A 21,918-nucleotide genomic window follows, 5' to 3' on the forward strand; every position below is an offset into this window, starting at 1 on the left:
ATTTATTTTATCATTTTACTTAATATTCCTAAGACTCCTCGTATGACTGTCGCACTAGTTAAAACCTTAACAATAGGATTCATTCGTGTGCTTTGTCTTCTGGTTGAGCTTGTTTTTCTTTTACTTTCAGCTCGTTTTAAAGCTTCTTTTTCTGCTTTAGCTTTTTGTATAGCTTCTTCTGCTTCAGCTTGCTCAATTTTTTTATTTAGCATTTCGTAAGCACTTTCTCTATCGATTTCTTGATTGTATTTTTTAGCCAATTTTGAATCTGCTAACAAGCCTCCTAATTCAGATTCCGTCAAGATATCCATTCTACTCATTGGTGCACGCAACATGGTAGCGGCTAATGGTGTAGGTTTTCCTTTTTCATCTAGTGCAGAGACTAAGGCTTCTCCGATTCCTAAAGAGGTTAAAACTTCTGCTGTGTCATAATAATCTGTGTCCGGATAATTTTGAGCAGTTAACTTTATGGCTTTTCTATCTTTTGCTGTAAAGGCTCTTAAGGCATGTTGTACCTTTAAACCTAACTGTCCTAAAACAGCTTCTGGTACATCTGTTGGGTTCTGTGTTACAAAATATAATCCAACTCCTTTACTTCGAATTAGTTTAACGATACTTTCAATCTGGTTTAATAAGGCATCAGAAGCTTCATTAAAGATTAAATGTGCTTCATCAATGAACATAATGAGTTCTGGTCGTCCACTATCTCCTTGTTCTGGAAACGTAGAATAAATCTCTGCCAATAAACTCAACATAAATGTTGAAAATAATTTCGGCTTATCTTGAATGTCTGTTAGTCTAATGATGTTAATATATCCGCGACCGTTTTCATCAATCCTCAATAAATCTTGAGTGTCAAAAGAGGTTTCACCAAAGAAAACATCACCACCTTGTTGTTCAATTTCTACAAGCTTTCTTAGAATTGCACCTGTTGAAGCGGTTGAAATACGACCATAGGCTTCTTCAAATTCTTTCTTACCTTCATTAGTAGCATATTGTAGAATTTTCTTGAAATCTTTAAGATCTAATAACGGTAAATGGTTATCATCACAATATTTAAAAATGACAGAAATAATACCAGCTTGCGTTTCTGTAACATCTAATATTCTTGAAATTAAAACAGGGCCGAATTCACTGATTGTTGCTCTTAAACGCACTCCATCTTGTTCGGATAAAGTCATGACTTCTACAGGAAACGCTTTTGGTTCAAAAGGTAACCCAATTTGCGCATGGCGTTCATCAATTTTAGCGTGGCCAGGACTTGGTTTGGCTAATCCACTTAAATCGCCTTTAATGTCCATCAGTAAAACAGGGACACCTTTTTCGGATAAATTTTCAGCTAAAACCTGAAGCGTTTTTGTCTTGCCGGTACCCGTCGCTCCTGCAATAAGTCCATGTCTATTCATGGTTTTTAAGGGAACATTTACAAAAGTGTTTGTAATAGTTTTGCCATCGAGCATAGCAGAGCCTAAAGTAATATAGTCGCCTTTGCAAGCGTTTCCGTCGTTGATTTCTTTTACGAAAGCTTCAGAATTCTTCATTTATCAGAAAATTTGCATAAAAATAATGTAATTTAATCAGGTATGAAATAGATTTCAATTTCATAATTAAGTAATAGATATCTGCAATCTCTAATTCCCATCCCTAAATATTAAATTTTACCAATAGTTTAAAGCAAACTGAGACTGAGACTGAAAACTAAATAACTATCTTTGCAGTCTTATGACAAGAAGAGAACGACAAGAATTAATAGATAAAGGATTATTGCTGCCTTTAATGGAAGAGTTTTATACGATTCAAGGCGAGGGTTTCCATAAAGGAACAGCTGCGTATTTTGTGAGAATTGGTGGATGCGATGTAGGTTGCCATTGGTGTGACGTTAAAGAGAGTTGGTTAGCGGAATTACATCCGCCTACTGAAACAGAAAAAATTGTGGAAAACGCTGTAAAATATAGCGATACTATTATTGTTACAGGTGGTGAACCCTTAACTTGGGATATGGGGCCATTAACGGCACAATTAAAAGCAAAGGGTGTACAAACACATATTGAAACATCTGGTGCGTATAAATTGACAGGGCAGTGGGATTGGATATGCTTATCTCCTAAGAAAATGAAATTACCGACTGAAGAGGTTTATGAAAAAGCGCACGAGCTTAAGTGTATTATCTATAACAATGACGATTTTAAGTTTGCCGAAGAGCAAGCAGATAAAGTGAATAAAGATTGTATTTTGTATTTGCAACCCGAATGGAGTAAACGCGATAAAGTGATTCCTAAAATTGTAGATTATGTAATGGCTAATCCAAGATGGAAGGTATCATTGCAAACGCATAAATATTTGAACATCCCCTAGTTTAGTCTCTATGCTTTTAAAGTTGAGACAGGATATAAAATAAAAAGTTCCGAGAAGATTTATAACTTCTCGGAACTTTTTTATTTCAGCTAACAGCTAACAGTTATTTAGTAAAAGGTACAGCAACTCTAGTTGTTCCCCAGCCGATGAACATATGTACACCGTCATCAGATTTGTCAAAAGCAATAGAAAACGCTTCTAATGATTCTTTATCTTCTGTTACCGGAACAATAATGCTCGCTACAGTGTTATCTTCTTTGTATCCTGCAGCTCCCCAATTATTTACATCAGAACTTACAATAATAGTCCACTCTTTATCTCCAGGAATAGTAAATAATGAATATGTACCAGCTTTAACTGTCTTTCCTCCAAGTTTCATATCCTTAAAAAGAATTAGTTCAGTTGCTTCGTTAGCACCTGTTCTCCATACTTTATCTTTTTGAGTTAATTCTTTTACAGTTCTGCCTTTAAGTTGTGGTCTACCGTAGTATACTTTTATCAATTGATCGCTACCTCTTCCAAATGAAGCCGCGTCTAAAGGACTTTTGTCTAAGCTAGAAAATTTTTGTGCCTCAGCACTAAAAGAAATAAGCATCATAAATGCAAAAGAAATGGTTGTTAATAGTCTTGATGTTTTCATAATTAATTTTTTAATTTTTAGTGTATGTGTATGCGATAAAGATAAAACCCATTCGTCTTAATATTATATTAAATAACGAAACTAGATGTTAAAGTTTTTGACTTATTTTAAAGTAATTGGAAATTCAGCAATTGTGGTATCCCATCCAATTTTTAGGTTTACGGTATCGTTAGAAGCCTTATATAGAACTATAGACAAGTTTTCAATTTCTTTATTACTTTTAGTTACAGGTACAGACACGCTTGCAATATCTTTAGTTTCATCATAGCCGTAATTTCCCCAACCGTCAAGCTCAGTGTTTAACTTTAGAGTCCATTCTTTTTCAGTAGGAATAATGATCACACTATAACGTCCAGCTTTAATCTCTTTACCGCCAAAAGTCACATCATTTACAAATAATATTTCTGTAGACTCATTAGCCCCAACGCGCCAAGCTTTTCCAAATTTTAAAAGCTTGCCAAAAACTTCTCTTCCTTTTTTAGCTGGCCTAGAGTAAGTAACTCTAATTTGTGGTTCTGATAGTTTCTTGGCTTCATCAGTTTTTTCAAATGTTCTTTTTGGTGCATTTGATGGATAGTAAGCACGGTCCATTGTGCTGTTGTCCATTTTGTCAAATTCTTGAGCGTTAACGTTTAATGATAAAAGCATTACAAATGATAAGCTCACAGTAGTAAGTAATTTTGATGTTTTCATGAATAGAATTAATTTTTGGTTTTGATTAAGTTATTATGTAATATAAAGCCTAGGTCGTAAATAAATATTAAAATTTACAAATTAATAGGTAATCTGTTTATTTAATGTTGACTTAGTTTTGTATTGATGTCTATTTGCAATTTAAAGTTTCATATTGAAACTATTATTGTTGTTTATGTTTTTAATATGAAAGTTTAAGTTCATATTTGTCCTGTAATTAATAATATATGGCTGACAATAGTTAAGGCCTAATTCAAAAAATATAAAAGTTATGTGCGGAATAGTATGTGCGTTCGATATAAAGCAAAAAGTTGAAGATTTAAGACCTCAAGTTTTAGAGATGGCAAAAACAATTCGTCACCGTGGTCCAGATTGGAGCGGAATATATAGTGATGATAAAGTAATCATGGCGCATGAGCGTTTAGCAATTGTAGATCCAGCTTCAGGAAAACAACCTTTATTAAGTCCCGATAAAAAATTAATCTTAGCTGCTAATGGTGAAATCTATAACCATAGAGAGTTACGTGCTCAGTATCCCGACTATGATTTTCAAACACAAAGTGATTGTGAAGTGATCCTAGCTTTGTATCAGGAAAAAGGAGTGGACTTTGTAGATGATATGAATGGTATTTTTGGTTTTGCGATTTATGATGTTGAAAAAGATGAGTATTTTATAGCGAGAGATCATATGGGGATTATCCCTTTATATATAGGATGGGATAAAAACGGAACCTTTTATGTGGCATCAGAATTAAAAGCATTAGAAGGTATTTGTACTAAGATTCAATTATTTCCTCCAGGACATTATATGTCTAGTAAAGATGGGGAATTTGTGAAATGGTACAAGAGAGATTGGTTAGAGTATGATGCTGTAAAAGACAACGAAACAAGTATTGCTGAGGTAAAACAAGCCTTAGAAGATGCCGTGCATAGACAACTAATGAGCGATGTGCCTTATGGCGTGCTATTATCAGGTGGGTTAGATTCTTCAGTAACATCTGCTATTGCTAAAAAATATTCTGAAAGACGTATTGAAGCTGATGATAAGGAAAAAGCATGGTATCCACAACTGCATTCGTTTTCTGTTGGGTTAGAAGGTTCACCAGATTTAGCAGCAGCTAAAAAAGTAGCTGACCATATTGGTACGGTTCATCATGAAATAAAATTCACCATCCAAGAAGGATTAGATGCGATTAAAGATGTGATTTATAACATCGAGACTTATGATATCACTACTATCCGTTCGTCGACTCCTATGTATTTAATGGCTAGAGTTATTAAATCTATGGGAATTAAAATGGTATTATCTGGTGAAGGTGCTGATGAGTTATTTGGAGGGTATTTATATTTTCATAAAGCCCCGAGCGCGCAAGAGTTTCATGAAGAAACCGTTCGTAAATTAGATAAGTTACATATGTACGATTGTTTAAGAGCTAACAAAAGTTTGGCAGCTTGGGGAATTGAAGGTCGCGTGCCATTCTTAGATAAAGAATTTATGGATGTTGCCATGCGCATCAACCCTCAAGATAAAATGATTAATGGAGAACGTATGGAAAAATGGGTGGTCCGTAAAGCATTTGAAGATATGATTCCAGAAAGCGTAGCTTGGAGGCAAAAAGAACAATTTTCTGACGGAGTAGGTTACAGCTGGATTGATACCTTAAAAGAACTTGTAGCAAGTGAAGTTACAGATGAACAAATACAAAATGCAGCATTCCGCTTTCCAATTAATACACCACTAAACAAAGAAGAATATTATTACAGAAGTATTTTTGAAGGTCATTTTCCAAGTGATGCAGCAGCACTAAGTGTACCTCAAGAAGCAAGTGTAGCTTGTAGTACAGCAACGGCTTTAGAATGGGATGAGGCATTTAAAAATATGAACGATCCTTCTGGTAGAGCAATTGCTAATGTGCATGATAAAGCGTATTAGAAAAAGGCTATGAATTTAACCTCAATGAAGGTTATTTTTACAGAAAGACAAAATCAAAATCTCGCTTCTGCGGGATTTTTTGTTTTCCGCAGAAGTCTGAGGTTGTTTAGAATCAACAAAATTAAAAATAAGGTGCTTTTTAGACGATTTAAGAGGTTTTTTAGAAATTAACAAATGTTGATAATTTTTGACCTGTATAAACAAAAGGTGCTTAAAATGCGTTAAAAATCCGTATATTTGTTAGTATTCAAAAATGATACACTTGTGTCATTTTTTTTATGTCAATAAGGTTCTAAATTTTTAAGACGACGTCTGAGAAGTTTAATAAATCGAATTGATCCCTTTGAAGGATGGGATCTCATTGAAAATGCTAAAAAGAATTAAAACGTATTCAAAATAATGAGCGAAAAAAGAGAAGAATTTAACAAGGATAACTATTCTGCAGATAGTATTCAGGCTTTAGAAGGCATGGAGCATGTGCGTATGCGTCCATCGATGTATATCGGAGATGTAGGTGTCCGTGGTTTACACCATTTAGTTTATGAAGTCGTAGATAACTCTATTGATGAAGCTTTAGCTGGTCACTGTGATAATATTACGGTTATCATTAACGAAGATAATTCGATAACGACAGAAGATGATGGTCGTGGTATTCCTGTAGACTTACATAAAAAAGAAGGGGTTTCTGCATTAGAAGTTGTAATGACTAAAATTGGTGCGGGTGGAAAATTCGATAAAGATTCTTATAAAGTTTCTGGTGGACTACACGGTGTTGGTGTGAGTTGTGTAAATGCATTATCAGAGCATTTGACCGCTACAGTGTATAGAAAAGGAGAAATTTGGGAACAAGAGTACGAACGTGGTAAAGCAATGTACCCTGTTAAGAAAATTGGTGAGACAGACAAGAGAGGTACCATAGTAACCTTTAAGCCAGATCCAACAATTTTTACGCAAACCTTAGACTATAACTATGATACTTTAGCAAGTCGTTTACGTGAATTAGCATACCTTAATAAAGGTATTACGATTCATTTAATAGATAAACGTCATAAAAAAGAAGATGGCGAATTTGAAGGTGAAACGTTTCATTCGGAAGAGGGGCTTAAAGAGTTTATCAAGTTTCTTGATGCTACAAGAGAACCTTTAATGAAAGATGTTATTTCTTTTGAAGGTGAAAAGAACGGTGTGCCAGTTGAGGTCGCTATGATTTATAACACGTCTTATGCTGAAAATTTACACTCTTATGTAAATAATATTAATACACATGAAGGTGGGACACATTTATCAGGATTTCGTCGTGGTTTAACTCATACACTTAAAAAGTATGCGGACGAATCTGGAATGTTAGACAAATTAAAGTTTGATATTGCTGGAGATGATTTCCGTGAAGGCTTAACCGCTATTATTTCTGTAAAAGTACAAGAGCCACAGTTTGAAGGTCAGACAAAAACTAAATTAGGAAACCGTGAAGTTTCAGCTGCTGTAAGTCAGTCCGTTTCCGAAATGCTTACGGATTATTTAGAAGAAAATCCTGAGGATGCTAAAACTATCGTTCAAAAAGTAATACTTGCTGCACAGGCACGTCATGCTGCTCAAAAAGCACGTGAAATGGTACAGCGTAAAACAGTAATGAGTATTGGTGGTTTACCTGGTAAATTATCTGATTGTTCTGAGCAAGACCCTGCAAAATGTGAAGTATACTTAGTCGAGGGAGATTCGGCAGGTGGTACTGCAAAACAAGGTCGTGATAGAATGTTTCAAGCAATTCTGCCATTAAGAGGTAAAATTCTTAACGTGGAGAAAGCCATGACACATAAGGTTTTTGAAAACGAAGAAATTAAAAATATCTTTACCGCTTTAGGTGTTACAATAGGAACAGAAGAAGACAGTAAAGCTTTAAATCTTTCAAAATTAAGATATCATAAAATAGTTATTATGTGTGATGCCGATATCGATGGTTCGCATATTGAAACTTTAATCTTAACCTTCTTCTTCCGTTACATGAAGGAGTTAATTGAAAACGGTCATATTTATATTGCAACTCCACCGTTATTCTTGGTGAAAAAAGGAGCCAAAAAGGAGTATGCTTGGAATGATGAAGAGCGATTGGCTTTAATGGAGCAATATGGTGATGGAGCAAAAATCCAACGTTATAAAGGTCTTGGTGAGATGAATGCTGAACAACTTTGGGATACTACAATGAACCCTGAGTTTAGAACATTACGTCAAATACATATTGACAATGGAGTAGAAGCAGATCGTGTATTCTCAATGCTAATGGGGGACGAAGTGCCACCACGTAGAGAGTTTATAGAAAAGAATGCTATTTATGCAAATATTGATGCGTAAATAGCATCATGAATAAATGAATTTAAAAAAAAGCGATTATGTATTAACATAGTTGCTTTTTTTTATACGCTTATTTTGAAGTTATTTGCAGGAGGAAATTTAATACTTTCTTCATTAACGGTTATTTTATTCGTAAATTTACGCTTGTATTTAATACAGAATTTACACATTAAAAATATATAATTATGGAATGCATTAAAAACTACTTTCGATAAGAATAATAATTTTAGATGAATTCCAGTCCACATTAATTTAAATAAATAACAAATGAAAGTTACCGTAGTTGGCGCTGGTGCAGTTGGCGCAAGTTGTGCAGAGTATATTGCAATTAAAAATTTTGCTTCTGAAGTTGTAATCTTAGATATTAAAGAAGGTTATGCAGAAGGAAAAGCAATGGACTTAATGCAGTGTGCATCCTTAAATGGTTTTGATACAAAAATTACAGGGAGTACAAACGATTATTCTAAAACAGCAAATAGCGATATTTGTGTAATTACTTCTGGTATACCTCGTAAGCCAGGAATGACTCGTGAAGAATTAATAGGAATTAATGCAGGTATTGTTAAAACAGTATCTTCAAGTTTAGTGGAGCATTCTCCAAATACAATTATCATTGTGGTGAGTAATCCTATGGATACAATGACTTATTTGGTGCATAAGACTACAGGTTTACCAAAGCATAGAATTATAGGAATGGGTGGAGCATTAGATTCTGCACGTTTTAAATACAGATTGGCAGAAGCTTTAGAGGCGCCGATTAGTGATGTTGACGGAATGGTAATTGGTGGACATAGCGATACAGGTATGGTGCCATTAATATCTCATGCGACAAGAAACAGTATTAAGGTTTCTGAATTTTTATCAGAAGAGCGTTTAAATCAAGTTGCAGAAGACACCAAGGTAGGTGGAGCAACATTGACTAAATTATTAGGAACTTCAGCTTGGTATGCACCAGGTGCTGCAGTGAGTGGTTTAGTTCAGGCGATCGCTTGCGATCAAAAGAAAATTTATCCGTGCTCTACATTACTAGAAGGAGAATATGGTTTGTCTGATCTTTGTATTGGTGTGCCAGTTGTTTTAGGTAGAAATGGAATAGAAAAAATCGTTGATGTGTCGTTAAGTGATGCTGAAAAAGAACACATGAAAGCAAGTGCTGAAGGTGTTAAGAAAACGAATGGATTATTAGAACTATAAGCTTTAGTAATACATCTAATTAAAAAACCTTACTTACATTTTTGTTGGTAAGGTTTTTATGTAATAACAAGCAATTATAAAAAAAAAGAAATGAAAAAAGTACTATTATTAAGTTTTGCGTTAATATTTAGTGTTAACGCAACTGCACAAACTGTAATTTCAGAAGGGGTTCTTACGGCTAATCAAACTGTAACTAGTGATAATGCACAAGTGAATGCGCAGTTAGAAGCTATGGGAGATTCAAAAGCGACAACCTATTTCAAAGATCAAAAATCACGCACGGAAACAAGCAATCCGATGACTGGTGATTTGGTTATCGTTTTAGATGCTGCTGAAAAACAAATGTTAATGCTATTGGATCAGCCAGGGATGGGCAAAAAATTTGTATTACAATCTTTTGTTCCCTCTGAAGAGGATTTAAAAAGTGTAATTGTCAAAAAAGGTGACGAAACTAAGACTATATTGGGTTATGAATGTCAACAATATATCATTAATATGAAACAAAATGGTCAAGATGTAGAAATGGAAATGTTTACAACAGATAAAATTTCAGCTTTTAGCCATAACACGACTGCAATGGGAGATAAAATTGAAGGCTATCCTTTATATTTTATAATGACAATGAATCAAATGGGATCAAATATGGTAGTAACATCAGAAATAACAGAGATTAAAAAAGAGTCTGTATCCGATGAAAAACTGAGCTTATCACCACCAGAAGGATATACCAAACTTGAAGGTATGTAATTGAATAGCATAGAAGATATTATTTAGATAAGACTGTAGAAATACAGTCTTTTTTTTTGTCTATATTTGGCGCATGAAAACCAAACTAAATATTGGATTGTTCGTTTTGTTCTTGGCGTTTTTAGGAACGTATTTAGAGCAAAACATATTACCCAATCAGCAGATTGTGGTTCAGTTTTCTGATTCAGAAATTTCTTCAGAAGACGCAGAAATTGCTATTGAAGCCATTCAAAATCAACTTCAAAATATCGGTGTCACTCATATTGAAATAGGTCAAAATAACGAAGGCCAACTTAGAATAACATATTATAGTAATACGCATGTTAAATATATTCAGAACGCACTATTCAATGTTGAAACGTTAAAAGTAGATTACAATTCTGCCCATAAACAATCCAATAACTTTCCTGAACATAAAAACCTAAAGGACTACGAACTTAATATCTCTGAAATTAAGACCAATGATACAATTAATTGGGATTTTGAACGCGCTCAGGTCGTTGAGGTTAATCAGAAAATAGATCGTTTATCAAATTCAAAGACCAATAATTTTGGTAATCAATTTAGTGCCATTGAAATTAATTACAGTATTAGGGTTGCCACGGCAATTACGAATGACGCTATTGTATCGATAGATACTATTTCTTACATCATTCCTGAGGTTAGAGCAGGACCAATAGCCTAAATGGAATTATATAATCTGAAATAAATTCCACATCACTTCATAGAGCTTTTATCAATCAAAAAGCTAAAAATCAATTTATAAAAAAACATTGTCGGATTATAGCGTAAACTCTATATTTGCGCGTTCAAAAAAATCGACATTAAATAAAAATTACAATGCAAAACAAAGGAATAATTAAGCTTTTTGCGCTTTTATTTGGTTTGGTAAGTCTCTACCAATTATCATTTACTTTTAAAGCGAATCAGATAGAAGCTAATGCAGAACAAGCAGCAATTGCTAAATATGCTGATACAGAAGAGGATTACCAAACGAAAAGGAATATCGAAGAGGCTCGCTATTTAGATTCGTTGAAAACTTCTAAAATTAAAGTAGGTGAGAACTTTGAGTCTATCGAAGTATATAATTTAGGTGTTGCACAATACACTTATAATGAAGTTGAAAATAATGCCATGAACTTAGGTTTAGACCTTAAAGGTGGTATTAATGTAATTCTTCAAATCTCAGTAAAAGACATCTTAAAAGGTTTAGCTAACAAAAGCAAAAATCCGGTTTTTAATAAAGCTCTAGATGATGCTGATGAATTACAAAAAGATTCACAAGATTCTTATTTGCAATCGTTCTTTACAGCGTTTGATGCTATTAAAGGAGATACTAAATTAGCATCTCCAGATATTTTTGCGAATCGTACGCTAAGCGACGAGATTAAGTTCGATATGTCAGATAATGAGGTTAAAAACATTATCGAAACAAAAATTGATGAGTCTATTGTTTCAGCTTTCGAAGTATTACGTAAGCGTATTGATAAGTTTGGTGTAACATCACCTAACATTCAACGTTTAGGAAACTCTGGTCGTATTCTTTTAGAATTGCCAGGAGCTAAGGATATTGAGCGTGTTACGGAGTTAGTTACCACAACAGCTCAATTAGAGTTTTGGGAAACGTACAAGACACAAGATGTTCTACCTTATTTAATGGAGGTTAACCAAAATTTGGTTGAAGAAAATAAGGAAAAAGAAACAAACGATGAAGTTGCAGATGTAACGGAAGATCAAGAAGAAGATACTTCAGATGTTATTAATGAACTTACTGGCCAAATAGAAACAGATACTACAGATGTTGCTAATATTAATCCTTTAGGAATTCAAGGTTATGGAAATGGGGGGTCAGTAATTGGTATGTTTTTATCTAAGGATAAAGAAAAAGTATTGCAGCATTTAAATGCTTCAAAAAACAGAGCTTCTTTACCTGCAGAAATGCGCTATGTAAGATTTGTATGGGGATTACAAAATGAAGAATCTGAGTTTTCAGAACTTTATGCTATTAAAGGTAATAGAGATGGCGAACCAGAATTAAGTGGAGATGTAATTACAGGTGCAGATCAAGATTACGACCCACGAAGTAGACCTGCAGTAAGTATGCAAATGAACTCTAAAGGAGCTAAGATTTGGGAAGAAATGACCAAGAAGGCTTACGAAACACAAGGTAATATTGCTATTGTATTAGATAACACAGTGTATTCTGCACCAAGTGTAACAACAGGCGCAATATCTGGTGGTAGATCACAAATTTCAGGATCATTCTCACTAACTGAAGCTGTGGATTTAGCCAACGTTTTAAGAGCTGGTAAATTACCTGCTTCTGCGGAGATTGTGCAATCGGATATCGTTGGACCTTCATTAGGACAAGAAGCTATTGATAGCGGAATGAAATCATTCGTTATCGCTTTAGCATTTGTATTACTTTGGATGATCTTTTACTACGGAAAAGCTGGTGGTTTTGCTGATATCGCTTTATTATTAAACATCTTATTAATATTTGGTGTGCTAGCAAGTTTAGGTGCTGTACTAACCTTACCTGGTATTGCAGGTATTGTATTAACGATTGGTATTTCGGTCGATGCAAACGTACTTATCTTCGAGAGGATTAAAGAGGAAATCGCAAAAGGAAAAACACAAAAAGAATCTGTTAAAGACGGTTTTTCTAATGCGTTGTCTTCAATATTAGATGCAAACATTACAACAGGTTTAACTGCTTTAATATTATTTGTATTTGGTACAGGACCAATCAAAGGTTTTGCAACAACATTAATCATTGGTATTTTAACATCTTTATTTACTGCAATTTTCATTACTCGTTTATTAGTAGATTGGTATGTTAATAGAGGAGGTAAATTAGATTTCTCTACAGGTTTAACTAAAAACTTATTTACGAATGTAAATATCGATTTCTTAAAGAAACGTAAGATTGCTTATGTCATTTCTGGAGCATTAATTTTAGCGAGTTTAGGTTCTCTATTTACTACAGGGTTAGATCAAGGTATTGATTTCGTTGGTGGTAGAACTTACCAAGTGCGTTTTGCTCAAGACATGAGTGTTGAGGAAGTTAAAGGCGAACTAGAAGATATCTTTGAGAGTGCGGAAGTAAAAACTATAGGAGGAGCAAATCAATTAAAGATTTCTACGAAATATAAGGTAGAAGATAGTTCTTTGGAGGCTGATGAAGAGGTAGAGTCTATGTTGTTTACAGCATTACAGAAATACCTTCCAACAGGCATGACATATGCTGAGTTTAAAACAGGTTCTGGAGATGATGCCATTGGAAAAATGTTATCTAGTAAAGTGAGTCCAACTATTGCGGATGATATTCAAAAAGCATCTATTTGGGCAATTTTAGGATCTTTAGTCGTGGTATTTTTATACATCTTATTTAGATTTAAAAAATGGCAATTCTCTCTTGGTGCAGTTGCTGCAGTTTTCCATGATGTGTTAATTGTATTGGGGATCTATTCAATAACATGGAGATTTATGCCATTTAGCATGGAGGTTGATCAAACGTTTATTGCCGCAATCTTAACCGTAATTGGTTACTCTTTAAATGATACGGTTGTTGTTTTTGATAGAATTAGAGAATACTTTAATGAAAACTTAGGTTGGAAATTCGATACTACAATTAACAAATCTATAAACAGTACTATTAGTAGAACGTTAAATACGTCGTTAACTACTTTAGTTGTGTTATTGGCAATGTTCTTATTTGGTGCAGACTCACTTAAAGATTTATTATTCGCTTTAATTTTGGGTGTAATAGTTGGTACATACTCTTCAGTATTTATTGCAACACCAATTATGTACGATACAGCTAAAAAAGGTAACGTAGCAGAAGCACTTAAGAATAAAGTGAAAGAAGAACCTGAAGAAGCTTAAGCTTAAAATATATTCTATTCTGAAGTCATTCAGAATTTTAAAATGCCTTTCATTATTGAAAGGCATTTTTTTTATATAAACTTAATATTGCAGAAAAATTTGTGACTAAAATAGTAAGTAAACTCTATGTATGCTTCGCTATCCATTCGTGCGTTTTGTTCCATAACGACGTTTTAAATTCAATTCTAAAGAATCCAAAATGACCCACATTTGCAATCCCTAAATCTTCAGGAATAATATGTTGTCTGTCTAGTTTAGCTTCGGTGAATTGTGCTGCTAACCAATCTACAGAAGCTTTTGATGCAAACTTATCTTTAGTGAAACTTAAAGCTAATAAGGGTTTATTGTAGTTTTTAAATTGAAGGTCTTCAAAATCAAATTCACGTAGCATATAATTTTCGTGTTTCCCCCAATTTTGCCATTGATAAACCATATGTCTTGGTAAATTTTCAAATAGCTTTATTTTTTTGGCAGGAAAATAACCAAATAATGGTGTAAGTGATGGAATAAGAGCATGCCAAAACACGAACATTTTAAAACGTTCAAACCCTTTCCAAAGTTTCCAATAGCCACTCTGTGAAGCTACAGTAATTATCGCGTCTATTTGTGAAATGTTTTTATTAAATGCTAAAATTTGACCTCCAATACTATGGGTAATAACAATTATTTTATGAGTTGGGTGTTGAGATTTTACATAAGCAATAACTGAAGCTTGATCATTTTCTCCCCAAGACTTCAAGTTAGTAGTGTTTTGCTTTAAGTCTGAAATACTCAAATTCGATTTTCCAATACCAGAGTAATCGAAAGTATAAACAGTATAACCCAGTTCTGAGAAATAATTGGCAAATTTATAATAGAAATGTTGTAAAACGCCAGTGGCTGAAGAGATAATAATAGTCTTCTGATTTGAAGTATTCGGTGTAAGAACCGAAAGTCCTAAATGATGCCCTAATGGAGTAGTGATATCTAAACCTATGGGTTTAGTCATCGGTTTGGGTAAAATTAATTTTATCTCCAACTGAAAGTTGCCAAACATCTGAAAGTCCGCCGTAAACTTCTAAAACATATTTAGCAGGTACTTCAGACGGAAGAGATGTTTCATCCATAGGTTTAGCATTCTTTTGAAAGCTGACTATGGTTTTGTCTTCATCAATATAAATAATGTCTAAAGGAATTTTAGTGTTTTTCATATAGAAGCTTCGCATTTCAACGTTTGGAAATATAAACAACATTCCCTGATTAGCTTCCAATGTCGTTCTGTACATTAAACCCGTTTGGGTAGAGTATTCGTCATCTGCAATTTCTATATCTAAAGTCTTTATTATAGAATCCGAATCTGGTTTTTTTAACGTCAGCGTGCCTTCTTTTTTAAAGTTAACGACAACTTTATCTGCGACTATTGTTTTCTTTTCTTCTTTACAAGATGAAAAGATTGTAAGCCCTAAGAGAAGAAGTCCAGATTTTATAAATAAATGAATACGCATTTAGATCAATTTTGTTTTAGGTTTATAAATGAACATAAAGTAAAGACCTATAATTATAAAAGGAATACTTAGCCATTGGCCTGTGTTTAAAGCCCAATCAGCACGCTCAATGTTCTGAGCTTCTTTAACAAATTCAACAAAAAACCTTACCGTCCAAAGTAATACTAAAAATAGACCAAACAAGAAACCTTGCTGTTCAGATTTTTTAGTTTTCCAATAGAAGTAAAACAGAATAAAGAATACAAAAACATAACAGAATGCTTCATACAATTGTGCTGGGTGCCGTGGAGCAGTTTCGCCAAGTTGTTTAAATACAACACCAAAATCACTGCCAGTATATTTTCCAATGATTTCTGAATTTATAAAGTTTCCAATTCTAACAAATACAGCTCCTAAAGCTACCGGAATCACCACACGATCTAAAATCCATAGCACAGTTTTATGCAATACTTTTTTATTGTAGATATACATCGAAATAATCATAGCGATAGCTGCACCATGACTTGCTAAACCTTGAAAGCCTGTGAATTCAAAACCGCCTTTAAACTTAAAAGGTAAAAAGATGCTAAAGAAATCTTCCGAAATCAATTCTGGTTGGTAAAATATAACGTGGCCTAATCTGGCTCCTAGCATAATACCAACGACAGAGTATATAAATAAAGAATCTAAGGCTTCATCTGATTGACCTTCGTTTTTGTAAATGCGCTTAGTTATGGTGAAACCCAAAACAAAGGCAACAATCCACATCAAACTGTAAAAATGAAGTTTAAAAAATCCTAAATCAATAAACTTAATAGGATCCCAATCAATCTGTAATAAAAACATAGTTATTCTCTTTATGCTGTAAATATAATATTTTGATAGTGATTGAAAATGAGATTAACGTAATATTAATTCGCTTTTGGTGGAATAGTGGATAAACCACTAGCTTGGTCAAGTCTACAGCGTCTATAGGAAATTTAAGGAGTACATTTTATAAAATAGGAGAGCTGGTACCTAGGAAAATTTTTAGCTGTCATCCTTCCCTGGAACAGGATCAAAACCATTACCTCCCCAAGGCGACGGAACGTAAAGAAAATGTACCCCGTACATTTTTAGAGAACGGGCGAGCTAGCGCGCAAAGGCAATTTTTAGTTGTCATCCTTCCCTGGAACAGGATCAAAACCACTACCTCCCCAAGGATGACAACTAAAAATCCGTTTTATAGCTAACCAACCTCCTTTAAAAAATCCATGAACCTCTAACGCTTCTTTTGCGTAATGAGAACAGGTAGGTTGATATCTGCAAGTCGCAGGTGTCATTGGTGAAATAAACGTTTGATAGAACTTAATTAGTAATAAAAATGGATATGTTAGGAACCTTTTCACAATTAGTTTGTTGTAAAAGTCGTACCTTCTCTACTGTCATTAAGTTGTATTCCGGCTTCTGCCAATTCATCTCTAATTTTATCAGACAGAGCAAAATCTTTATTTAATCGGGCTTCTTTTCTAAGCTTAATTAAAATTTCAACAGCACCAGTTAACTTATTGCCGCCAGAACTTTCTTTTGAAATATTTACTAAACCAAGAACATCAAAGATAAAAGTCTCAATCGTTTCTTTTAAAACAGTTAAATCTTCAGGAGTGACAGTAGCACTTCCATCTTTTACCTGGTTAATGAATTTTACAGCTTCAAAAAGAGTGGCAATTAAAATGGGAGTATTAAAATCATCATTCATTGCATCGTAGCATTTCTGCTTCCAATCTGTAACAGTAAAGGACGATGAAGAACTTGTTTTGAGGTTATCTATTATACCGATAGCATCCATAAGTCTATGAAATCCTTTTTCGGCAGCTGATAAGCCATCATCAGTTAAGTCTAAAACACTTCTATAAGACGCTTGCATCATGAAAAAACGAATAACACTTGGATTATAAGCTTTAGACATAATATCATTGTCTCCAGAAAGTAGTTCTGCTGGATTGATGTAATTCCCAGTCGATTTACTCATGCGAGCCCCATTAAGTTCTAACATATTAGCATGCATCCAATATTTTACAGGTGCTTGCCCTTTTGAAGCTTGGTTTTGTGCAATCTCACATTCGTGATGTGGAAATTTTAAATCCATTCCTCCACCATGAATATCAAAATAATCACCTAGATATTTAGTACTCATAGCCGTACATTCTAAATGCCAACCAGGAAAACCATCACTCCAAGGTGAAGGCCAGCGCATAATATGAGTTGGTTCAGCTTTCTTCCAAAGAGCAAAATCTTGAGGATTTTTCTTGTCGCTTTGCCCATCAAGTGCACGCGTATTATGAATTAAATCTTCAAGCTTTCGTTTGCTCAAAATACCGTATTCATTAGATTCATTGTACTTATGAACATCAAAATAAACAGACCCATTTACAGTATAAGCAAAACCATTATCTATGATAGATTGAATTAATTCAATTTGTTCTATGATATGACCCGTTGCAGTAGGCTCAATACTTGGTGGTAAAAAATTAAAAGTGTTCAGCACATTATGGAAATCAACGGTATAACGCTGAACAATTTCCATAGGTTCTATAGCTTCTAATCGTGCCTTTTTTGTGATTTTGTCTTCACCAACATCAGCATCATTTTCCAAATGTCCAGCATCTGTAATGTTTCTAACATAGCGCACTTTATAACCTAAGTGTTTAAGGTAACGAAAAATCATATCAAACGACATAAACGTTCTCACATTACCTAAATGTACATTGCTATAAACAGTTGGTCCACAAACATACATTCCAACGTAACCATCAGTAATGGGTTGAAAAATTTCCTTTTCACTAGTAAGTGTATTGTATAATTTTATGTGTTGTGTATTGTAAAGTTGCATTGCTGTAAAGATGTTTGTTGTGAAGGTGTTAAGTTGGCTTACGTTATTTTAAAAAGTGACTTCTTAACGTATTAATTTTGTTTGTAATAGATTCGACATCTAATCTAATATTTTTATAGTTTTCACCGGAAATAAATCTGTTATCTTATATGTTTTCAATACTAATTAAACAGCTTTTTTCTGAACTTCTAATTTTTAAAATGAATAGACATGTATAGGTTTTGTTTTTTCAACTTAGCAACCAACAAAACTAGTTAAAACTGCGTATCTAATTTAATGTAGTCTAAAAGCTCCCTCCGTGTTTCATTTTCTTTAAATTTTCCACCAAATTCGGAAGTAACCGTACTACTTTCAATATCTCGGATACCACGTGAATTTACACACAAGTGTTTTGCATCTATAACACAAGCAACATCTTCAGTATTTAAAACTGCCTGAAGTTCTTTTACAATTTGAATCGTTAAGCGTTCTTGTACCTGTGGTCGTTTTGAGTAATAATCTACGATTCTATTCATTTTAGATAATCCTACAACGGTACCATTAGAAATGTACGCTATATGAGCTCTTCCTACAATAGGTAATAAGTGATGCTCACAAGTAGAATAAACAGTAATATTTTTTTCAACAAGCATTTCACCATATTTGTACTTATTGTCAAAGGTTGAGGCGCTAGGTTTTCTATCAGGATCCAAACCACCAAAAATCTCATTAACAAACATTTTAGCAACCCTATTTGGAGTGCCTTTAAGGCTATCGTCATTTAAGTCTAAGCCTAAAGTCTCTAATATATGTTTAACATCTCCTTTTATACGTTCTATTTTTTCAGCGTTTGATAGTTTAAAAGCGTCAGGTCGCAAAGGTGTATCACTAGATGTTCCTATATGGTCATCTCCTAAGGCATCAATATCGTTAAAATCACTTTCGATTTTCATTGTAATATAATTGTTATCAGTTTTTAAAAACGAGTGGCAAAGATAAACAATAAAAATAGTTTGAATGAGGTAGGGGTTTTATAATTATAGCTGTTATATAATTAAAACCGTTAAAAGTCCAATATCCTTGATGAATTAACAATTGGTTTACTAAAATTTTCTTAATTTTCGAAATTATAATATTCTGAATTACCTATGAAAAAACTACAATTTATTTTTATGTTGATGCTCATGCCTTTATGTATGTTTAGTCAGCAATCTATTCAAAAAAAGCCGTTGCCATTAGTTAAATATAATGCCAATGTTAATATGCCGTTAACAGCTGTTGAGCGTGCTCAAATAATCGAAGCCTATGGTGAATCTTCTGAAAAGCTTGTTTTTAGTATTCCTAATCGTTTAAAAAGTATAAAGAACATTCTTAGGAATAGGGTAGAGGTGAAATTAATAGTTAATAAAAATGGAAAGAAAGCTTGGCCTAAATTATCCGAAGTTTCCGGATTAGAAAAAAGTAAATCATTTGATCGCAATAAATTTAATCCATTAATATATGGCTTCAATTTTAATACAAGATTCGGAGCGACGTATCAAATCGATAATACCAATTATTATATAATTATAAAATCCCAATTTCAATAAAAAAATAAAAGCATGAAATACATATTTACTATAATCCCTCTATTATTTTCATCACTTTTATTAGCTCAAGATGTTAATATGCAAACCGCCACAATTAATCAATGTGGTGGGGTTTTTTATGATTCTGGCGGAGAGTTTTCTAGTTACGATAACGATGAAAATTTTATATTGACTATTTGTCCAGAAAATCCAGGTGAAAGAGTTCGTTTAGAATTTACGGATTTCTTTACTCAAGGAGGTGGTACGCCAGATGTTATGTCGATTTTTAATGGAGATTCTGTTGCAGCTACTACCTATGGGGATTTTTCAGGACCTGATGGTCCTGGTATAGTCCAAGCGAGTGTTAATAATACTTCAGGGTGTCTAACGATACAATTTGTGTCTGATGGTTCAGGAAGTGTTAGTGGCTGGGCTGCAAATATATCTTGTTTAACCGATTGTCAGATAATTAATTCTCAAATTGACTCTGCAAGTCCTGCTCCTGATGGAAATGGATATATTAAAGTTTGTCCTGACGAAGAAATTACCTTAACGGGTAGTGGAACATTTTCATCGAGTGGAGCGGGAGCTACTTATGAATGGGATTTAGGAGATGGTAATACTGTTGCAGGTCAAACGGCTACATTTTCATACCCCAACCCTGGAGTTTATATTGTAAACTTAAATATACGTGATAATAATACTTCAATCGATCCAGAAGGTTGTGATAATAATAATTTAATTAATCAAGTAATTCAGGTTGGAACTGAGGCTGATTTTACAGGTACACAAGCCGCTAATATAACTCTTTGTTATGGTGAGAGTACTGATATTGTAGGAGAAGTAGAGGGTGTGGAGTATATTAATGATTGTGCCCCTCCTGTAAGTGGAATTCTTGAATTACCCGATGATAATGGTGTGGCATTCAATTCGTCTATCACTGTAGATTGTTATGATTCTGCATTAACACTTACTGACGTGAATCAATTGGTTAGTATTTGTATAACGATGGAGCATTCCTATTTAGGGGACTTAGAGATTGCAATTATATCTCCGAACGGACAATCTGTCAATTTGATTAACGAGGATAATGGTGGGGGTTCTACTAATTTAGGAGATCCATGGGCCGTAGGAACTGTTGATCAAAATAGTGGTAATCCCACTCCTGGAAGAGGAAGCCGATATTGCTTTGTACCAGATGATAGTTTAGATAGTTTAATAGAAGGAGCTGTAGAAGATGGAACGTTTACAAATGGTGATGGTCCGGACACTTATGAGGATTCATTTGTTCCTCCTGGTAATTACAGTTCAGAAAACTCTTTAAATGGCCTCTTAGGTTCTCCTTTAAATGGGGATTGGACTATTAGTGTAACTGATCATTTGGGCTCAGATAATGGCTATATTTTTGCTTGGAGTATAGAGTTTGATCCTAACCTTCAACCTCCAGAGCTTTCGTTTACCCCTGTAATTGAAACTGAAGCATGGGATACAGACCCGACAATAACTAATACAGCAGGAAATGTTATTACAGTGCAACCACCTGCAGCAGGTCAATATTGTTATACATATAGGGCTACTGATGATTTTGGATGTGAATACACTGAAGAAGTATGTATTGAAGTTTTACCTGAGTTAATCACTGAAGCGCCACTTAATTTATTTGTGTGCGATACTGGCATTCCGCCTTATTTTTTTAATTTAGATTCTAATACACCGGTGGTAACAGCTAGCGCTACAAATATTAGTGATTTAGTGGTTACGTATCATAATTCACTTATTGAAGCAGAAGACGATGTGGCACTTATACCTGACACAGGAAATTATAACGGGGTAGATGGTGAAACTATATATGTTAGAGTAGAGTATTTAAACTCTGGTTGCTATGATACATTTCCATTTACATTAAATGTAGCAGGTCAACCTACAATCAATGCTGTTTCAGATTTAGAAACCTGTGATGGTGTGGATAATGACGGTTTTATGAGCTTTGATTTAAGCGCTCAGACATCAACGATTTTAGGATCGCAATCTCCAACAGATTTCACAGTAACATATCATTTAAATTTTGCAGATGCCGATTCAGGTGATAATGCTTTACCATCAGATTATACGAATACTTCAAATTCACAACCGATATTTGTTAGAGTATCGAGTGCAGGAGATTCTAGTTGTTACAATGCCTCAGCCACTGCATTATTTAATTTAGTTGTTAACACAAAAGCTTTAGCTACAGCGCC

18 protein-coding genes are annotated in these 21,918 nt (G+C 34.0%); 9 read left to right on the top strand and 9 right to left on the bottom strand.

The window, feature by feature from the left end; all coding sequences use genetic code 11:
- Nucleotides 1-2 precede the first annotated feature (2 nt).
- Nucleotides 3-1,541, bottom strand: coding sequence for a helicase HerA-like domain-containing protein (locus HM986_RS15070; RefSeq protein WP_179335903.1), 1,539 nt, complete (start codon nt 1,539-1,541; stop codon nt 3-5).
- A 181-nt stretch (nt 1,542-1,722) separates the two neighbouring features.
- On the opposite strand from HM986_RS15070, the gene HM986_RS15075 reads away from it, so the two are divergent.
- Nucleotides 1,723-2,355, top strand: coding sequence for a 7-carboxy-7-deazaguanine synthase QueE (locus HM986_RS15075; protein WP_179335904.1), 633 nt, complete (start codon nt 1,723-1,725; stop codon nt 2,353-2,355).
- Nucleotides 2,356-2,458: 103 nt separating this feature from the next.
- On the opposite strand, the gene HM986_RS15080 is transcribed toward HM986_RS15075, so the two are convergent.
- Both HM986_RS15080 and HM986_RS15085 read right to left on the bottom strand, forming a co-directional pair.
- Complete coding sequence (locus HM986_RS15080; protein ID WP_179335905.1) at nt 2,459-2,995, bottom strand: DUF2911 domain-containing protein; 537 nt, start codon at nt 2,993-2,995, stop codon at nt 2,459-2,461.
- 102 nt (nt 2,996-3,097) lie between these two features.
- Entirely contained in the window at nt 3,098-3,688 is a 591-nt protein-coding gene (locus HM986_RS15085) for a DUF2911 domain-containing protein (protein WP_179335906.1), read from the bottom strand.
- Between the two features lie 271 nt (nt 3,689-3,959).
- Between HM986_RS15085 and asnB the strand changes: the two genes are divergently transcribed.
- The 6 genes from asnB to secDF all read left to right on the top strand — a co-directional run bounded on the left by asnB (nt 3,960) and on the right by secDF (nt 13,799).
- Nucleotides 3,960-5,621, top strand: a complete 1,662-nt coding sequence (asnB, locus tag HM986_RS15090; RefSeq protein ID WP_179335907.1) for an asparagine synthase B — start codon at nt 3,960-3,962, stop codon at nt 5,619-5,621.
- Nucleotides 5,622-6,020: 399 nt separating this feature from the next.
- On the top strand, nt 6,021-7,970 hold the full coding sequence (gene gyrB / locus HM986_RS15095) for a DNA topoisomerase (ATP-hydrolyzing) subunit B (RefSeq protein WP_179335908.1): 1,950 nt from the start codon (nt 6,021-6,023) through the stop codon (nt 7,968-7,970).
- Between the two features lie 267 nt (nt 7,971-8,237).
- On the top strand, nt 8,238-9,164 hold the full coding sequence (gene mdh, locus HM986_RS15100) for a malate dehydrogenase (protein WP_179335909.1): 927 nt from the start codon (nt 8,238-8,240) through the stop codon (nt 9,162-9,164).
- 90 nt (nt 9,165-9,254) lie between these two features.
- The gene (locus HM986_RS15105) at nt 9,255-9,911 is read left to right on the top strand and encodes a DUF4412 domain-containing protein (protein WP_179335910.1); all 657 of its coding nucleotides are present in this window, start codon (nt 9,255-9,257) and stop codon (nt 9,909-9,911) included.
- Nucleotides 9,912-9,984: 73 nt separating this feature from the next.
- Nucleotides 9,985-10,596 carry a hypothetical protein gene (locus HM986_RS15110; RefSeq protein WP_179335911.1) on the top strand — a complete coding sequence of 204 codons (612 nt, stop codon included), beginning with the start codon at nt 9,985-9,987 and terminating at the stop codon, nt 10,594-10,596.
- A gap of 155 nt (nt 10,597-10,751) precedes the next feature.
- Nucleotides 10,752-13,799 (top strand): protein translocase subunit SecDF, encoded by a 3,048-nt coding sequence (secDF, locus tag HM986_RS15115; protein ID WP_179335912.1) that lies wholly within the window; start codon nt 10,752-10,754, stop codon nt 13,797-13,799.
- 124 nt (nt 13,800-13,923) lie between these two features.
- On the opposite strand, the gene HM986_RS15120 is transcribed toward secDF, so the two are convergent.
- The 6 genes from HM986_RS15120 to folE all read right to left on the bottom strand — a co-directional run bounded on the left by HM986_RS15120 (nt 13,924) and on the right by folE (nt 19,066).
- On the bottom strand, nt 13,924-14,787 hold the full coding sequence (locus tag HM986_RS15120; protein ID WP_179335913.1) for an alpha/beta hydrolase family protein: 864 nt from the start codon (nt 14,785-14,787) through the stop codon (nt 13,924-13,926).
- The gene (locus HM986_RS15125; RefSeq protein WP_179335914.1) at nt 14,780-15,283 is read right to left on the bottom strand and encodes a DUF192 domain-containing protein; all 504 of its coding nucleotides are present in this window, start codon (nt 15,281-15,283) and stop codon (nt 14,780-14,782) included. The genes HM986_RS15120 and HM986_RS15125 overlap by 8 nt, the downstream gene beginning before the upstream one ends.
- Complete coding sequence (gene lgt / locus HM986_RS15130) at nt 15,284-16,108, bottom strand: prolipoprotein diacylglyceryl transferase (protein ID WP_179335915.1); 825 nt, start codon at nt 16,106-16,108, stop codon at nt 15,284-15,286.
- A 305-nt stretch (nt 16,109-16,413) separates the two neighbouring features.
- Nucleotides 16,414-16,650, bottom strand: coding sequence for a membrane protein insertion efficiency factor YidD (yidD, locus tag HM986_RS15135; RefSeq protein ID WP_179335916.1), 237 nt, complete (start codon nt 16,648-16,650; stop codon nt 16,414-16,416).
- A 2-nt stretch (nt 16,651-16,652) separates the two neighbouring features.
- Nucleotides 16,653-18,134 carry a cysteine--tRNA ligase gene (gene cysS / locus HM986_RS15140; protein WP_179335917.1) on the bottom strand — a complete coding sequence of 494 codons (1,482 nt, stop codon included), beginning with the start codon at nt 18,132-18,134 and terminating at the stop codon, nt 16,653-16,655.
- 254 nt (nt 18,135-18,388) lie between these two features.
- Complete coding sequence (gene folE / locus HM986_RS15145; RefSeq protein ID WP_179335918.1) at nt 18,389-19,066, bottom strand: GTP cyclohydrolase I FolE; 678 nt, start codon at nt 19,064-19,066, stop codon at nt 18,389-18,391.
- A gap of 195 nt (nt 19,067-19,261) precedes the next feature.
- On the opposite strand from folE, the gene HM986_RS15150 reads away from it, so the two are divergent.
- A complete protein-coding gene (locus HM986_RS15150; RefSeq protein ID WP_179335919.1) occupies nt 19,262-19,702 on the top strand; it encodes a hypothetical protein in 441 nt (146 codons plus the stop codon).
- A 12-nt stretch (nt 19,703-19,714) separates the two neighbouring features.
- On the top strand, nt 19,715-21,918 hold a 2,204-nt coding region (locus HM986_RS15155), incomplete at its 3' end, for a PKD domain-containing protein (protein ID WP_179335920.1).

Source organism: Winogradskyella costae (assembly GCF_013403865.1).
Classification (GTDB): Bacteria; Bacteroidota; Bacteroidia; order Flavobacteriales; family Flavobacteriaceae; genus Winogradskyella; species Winogradskyella costae.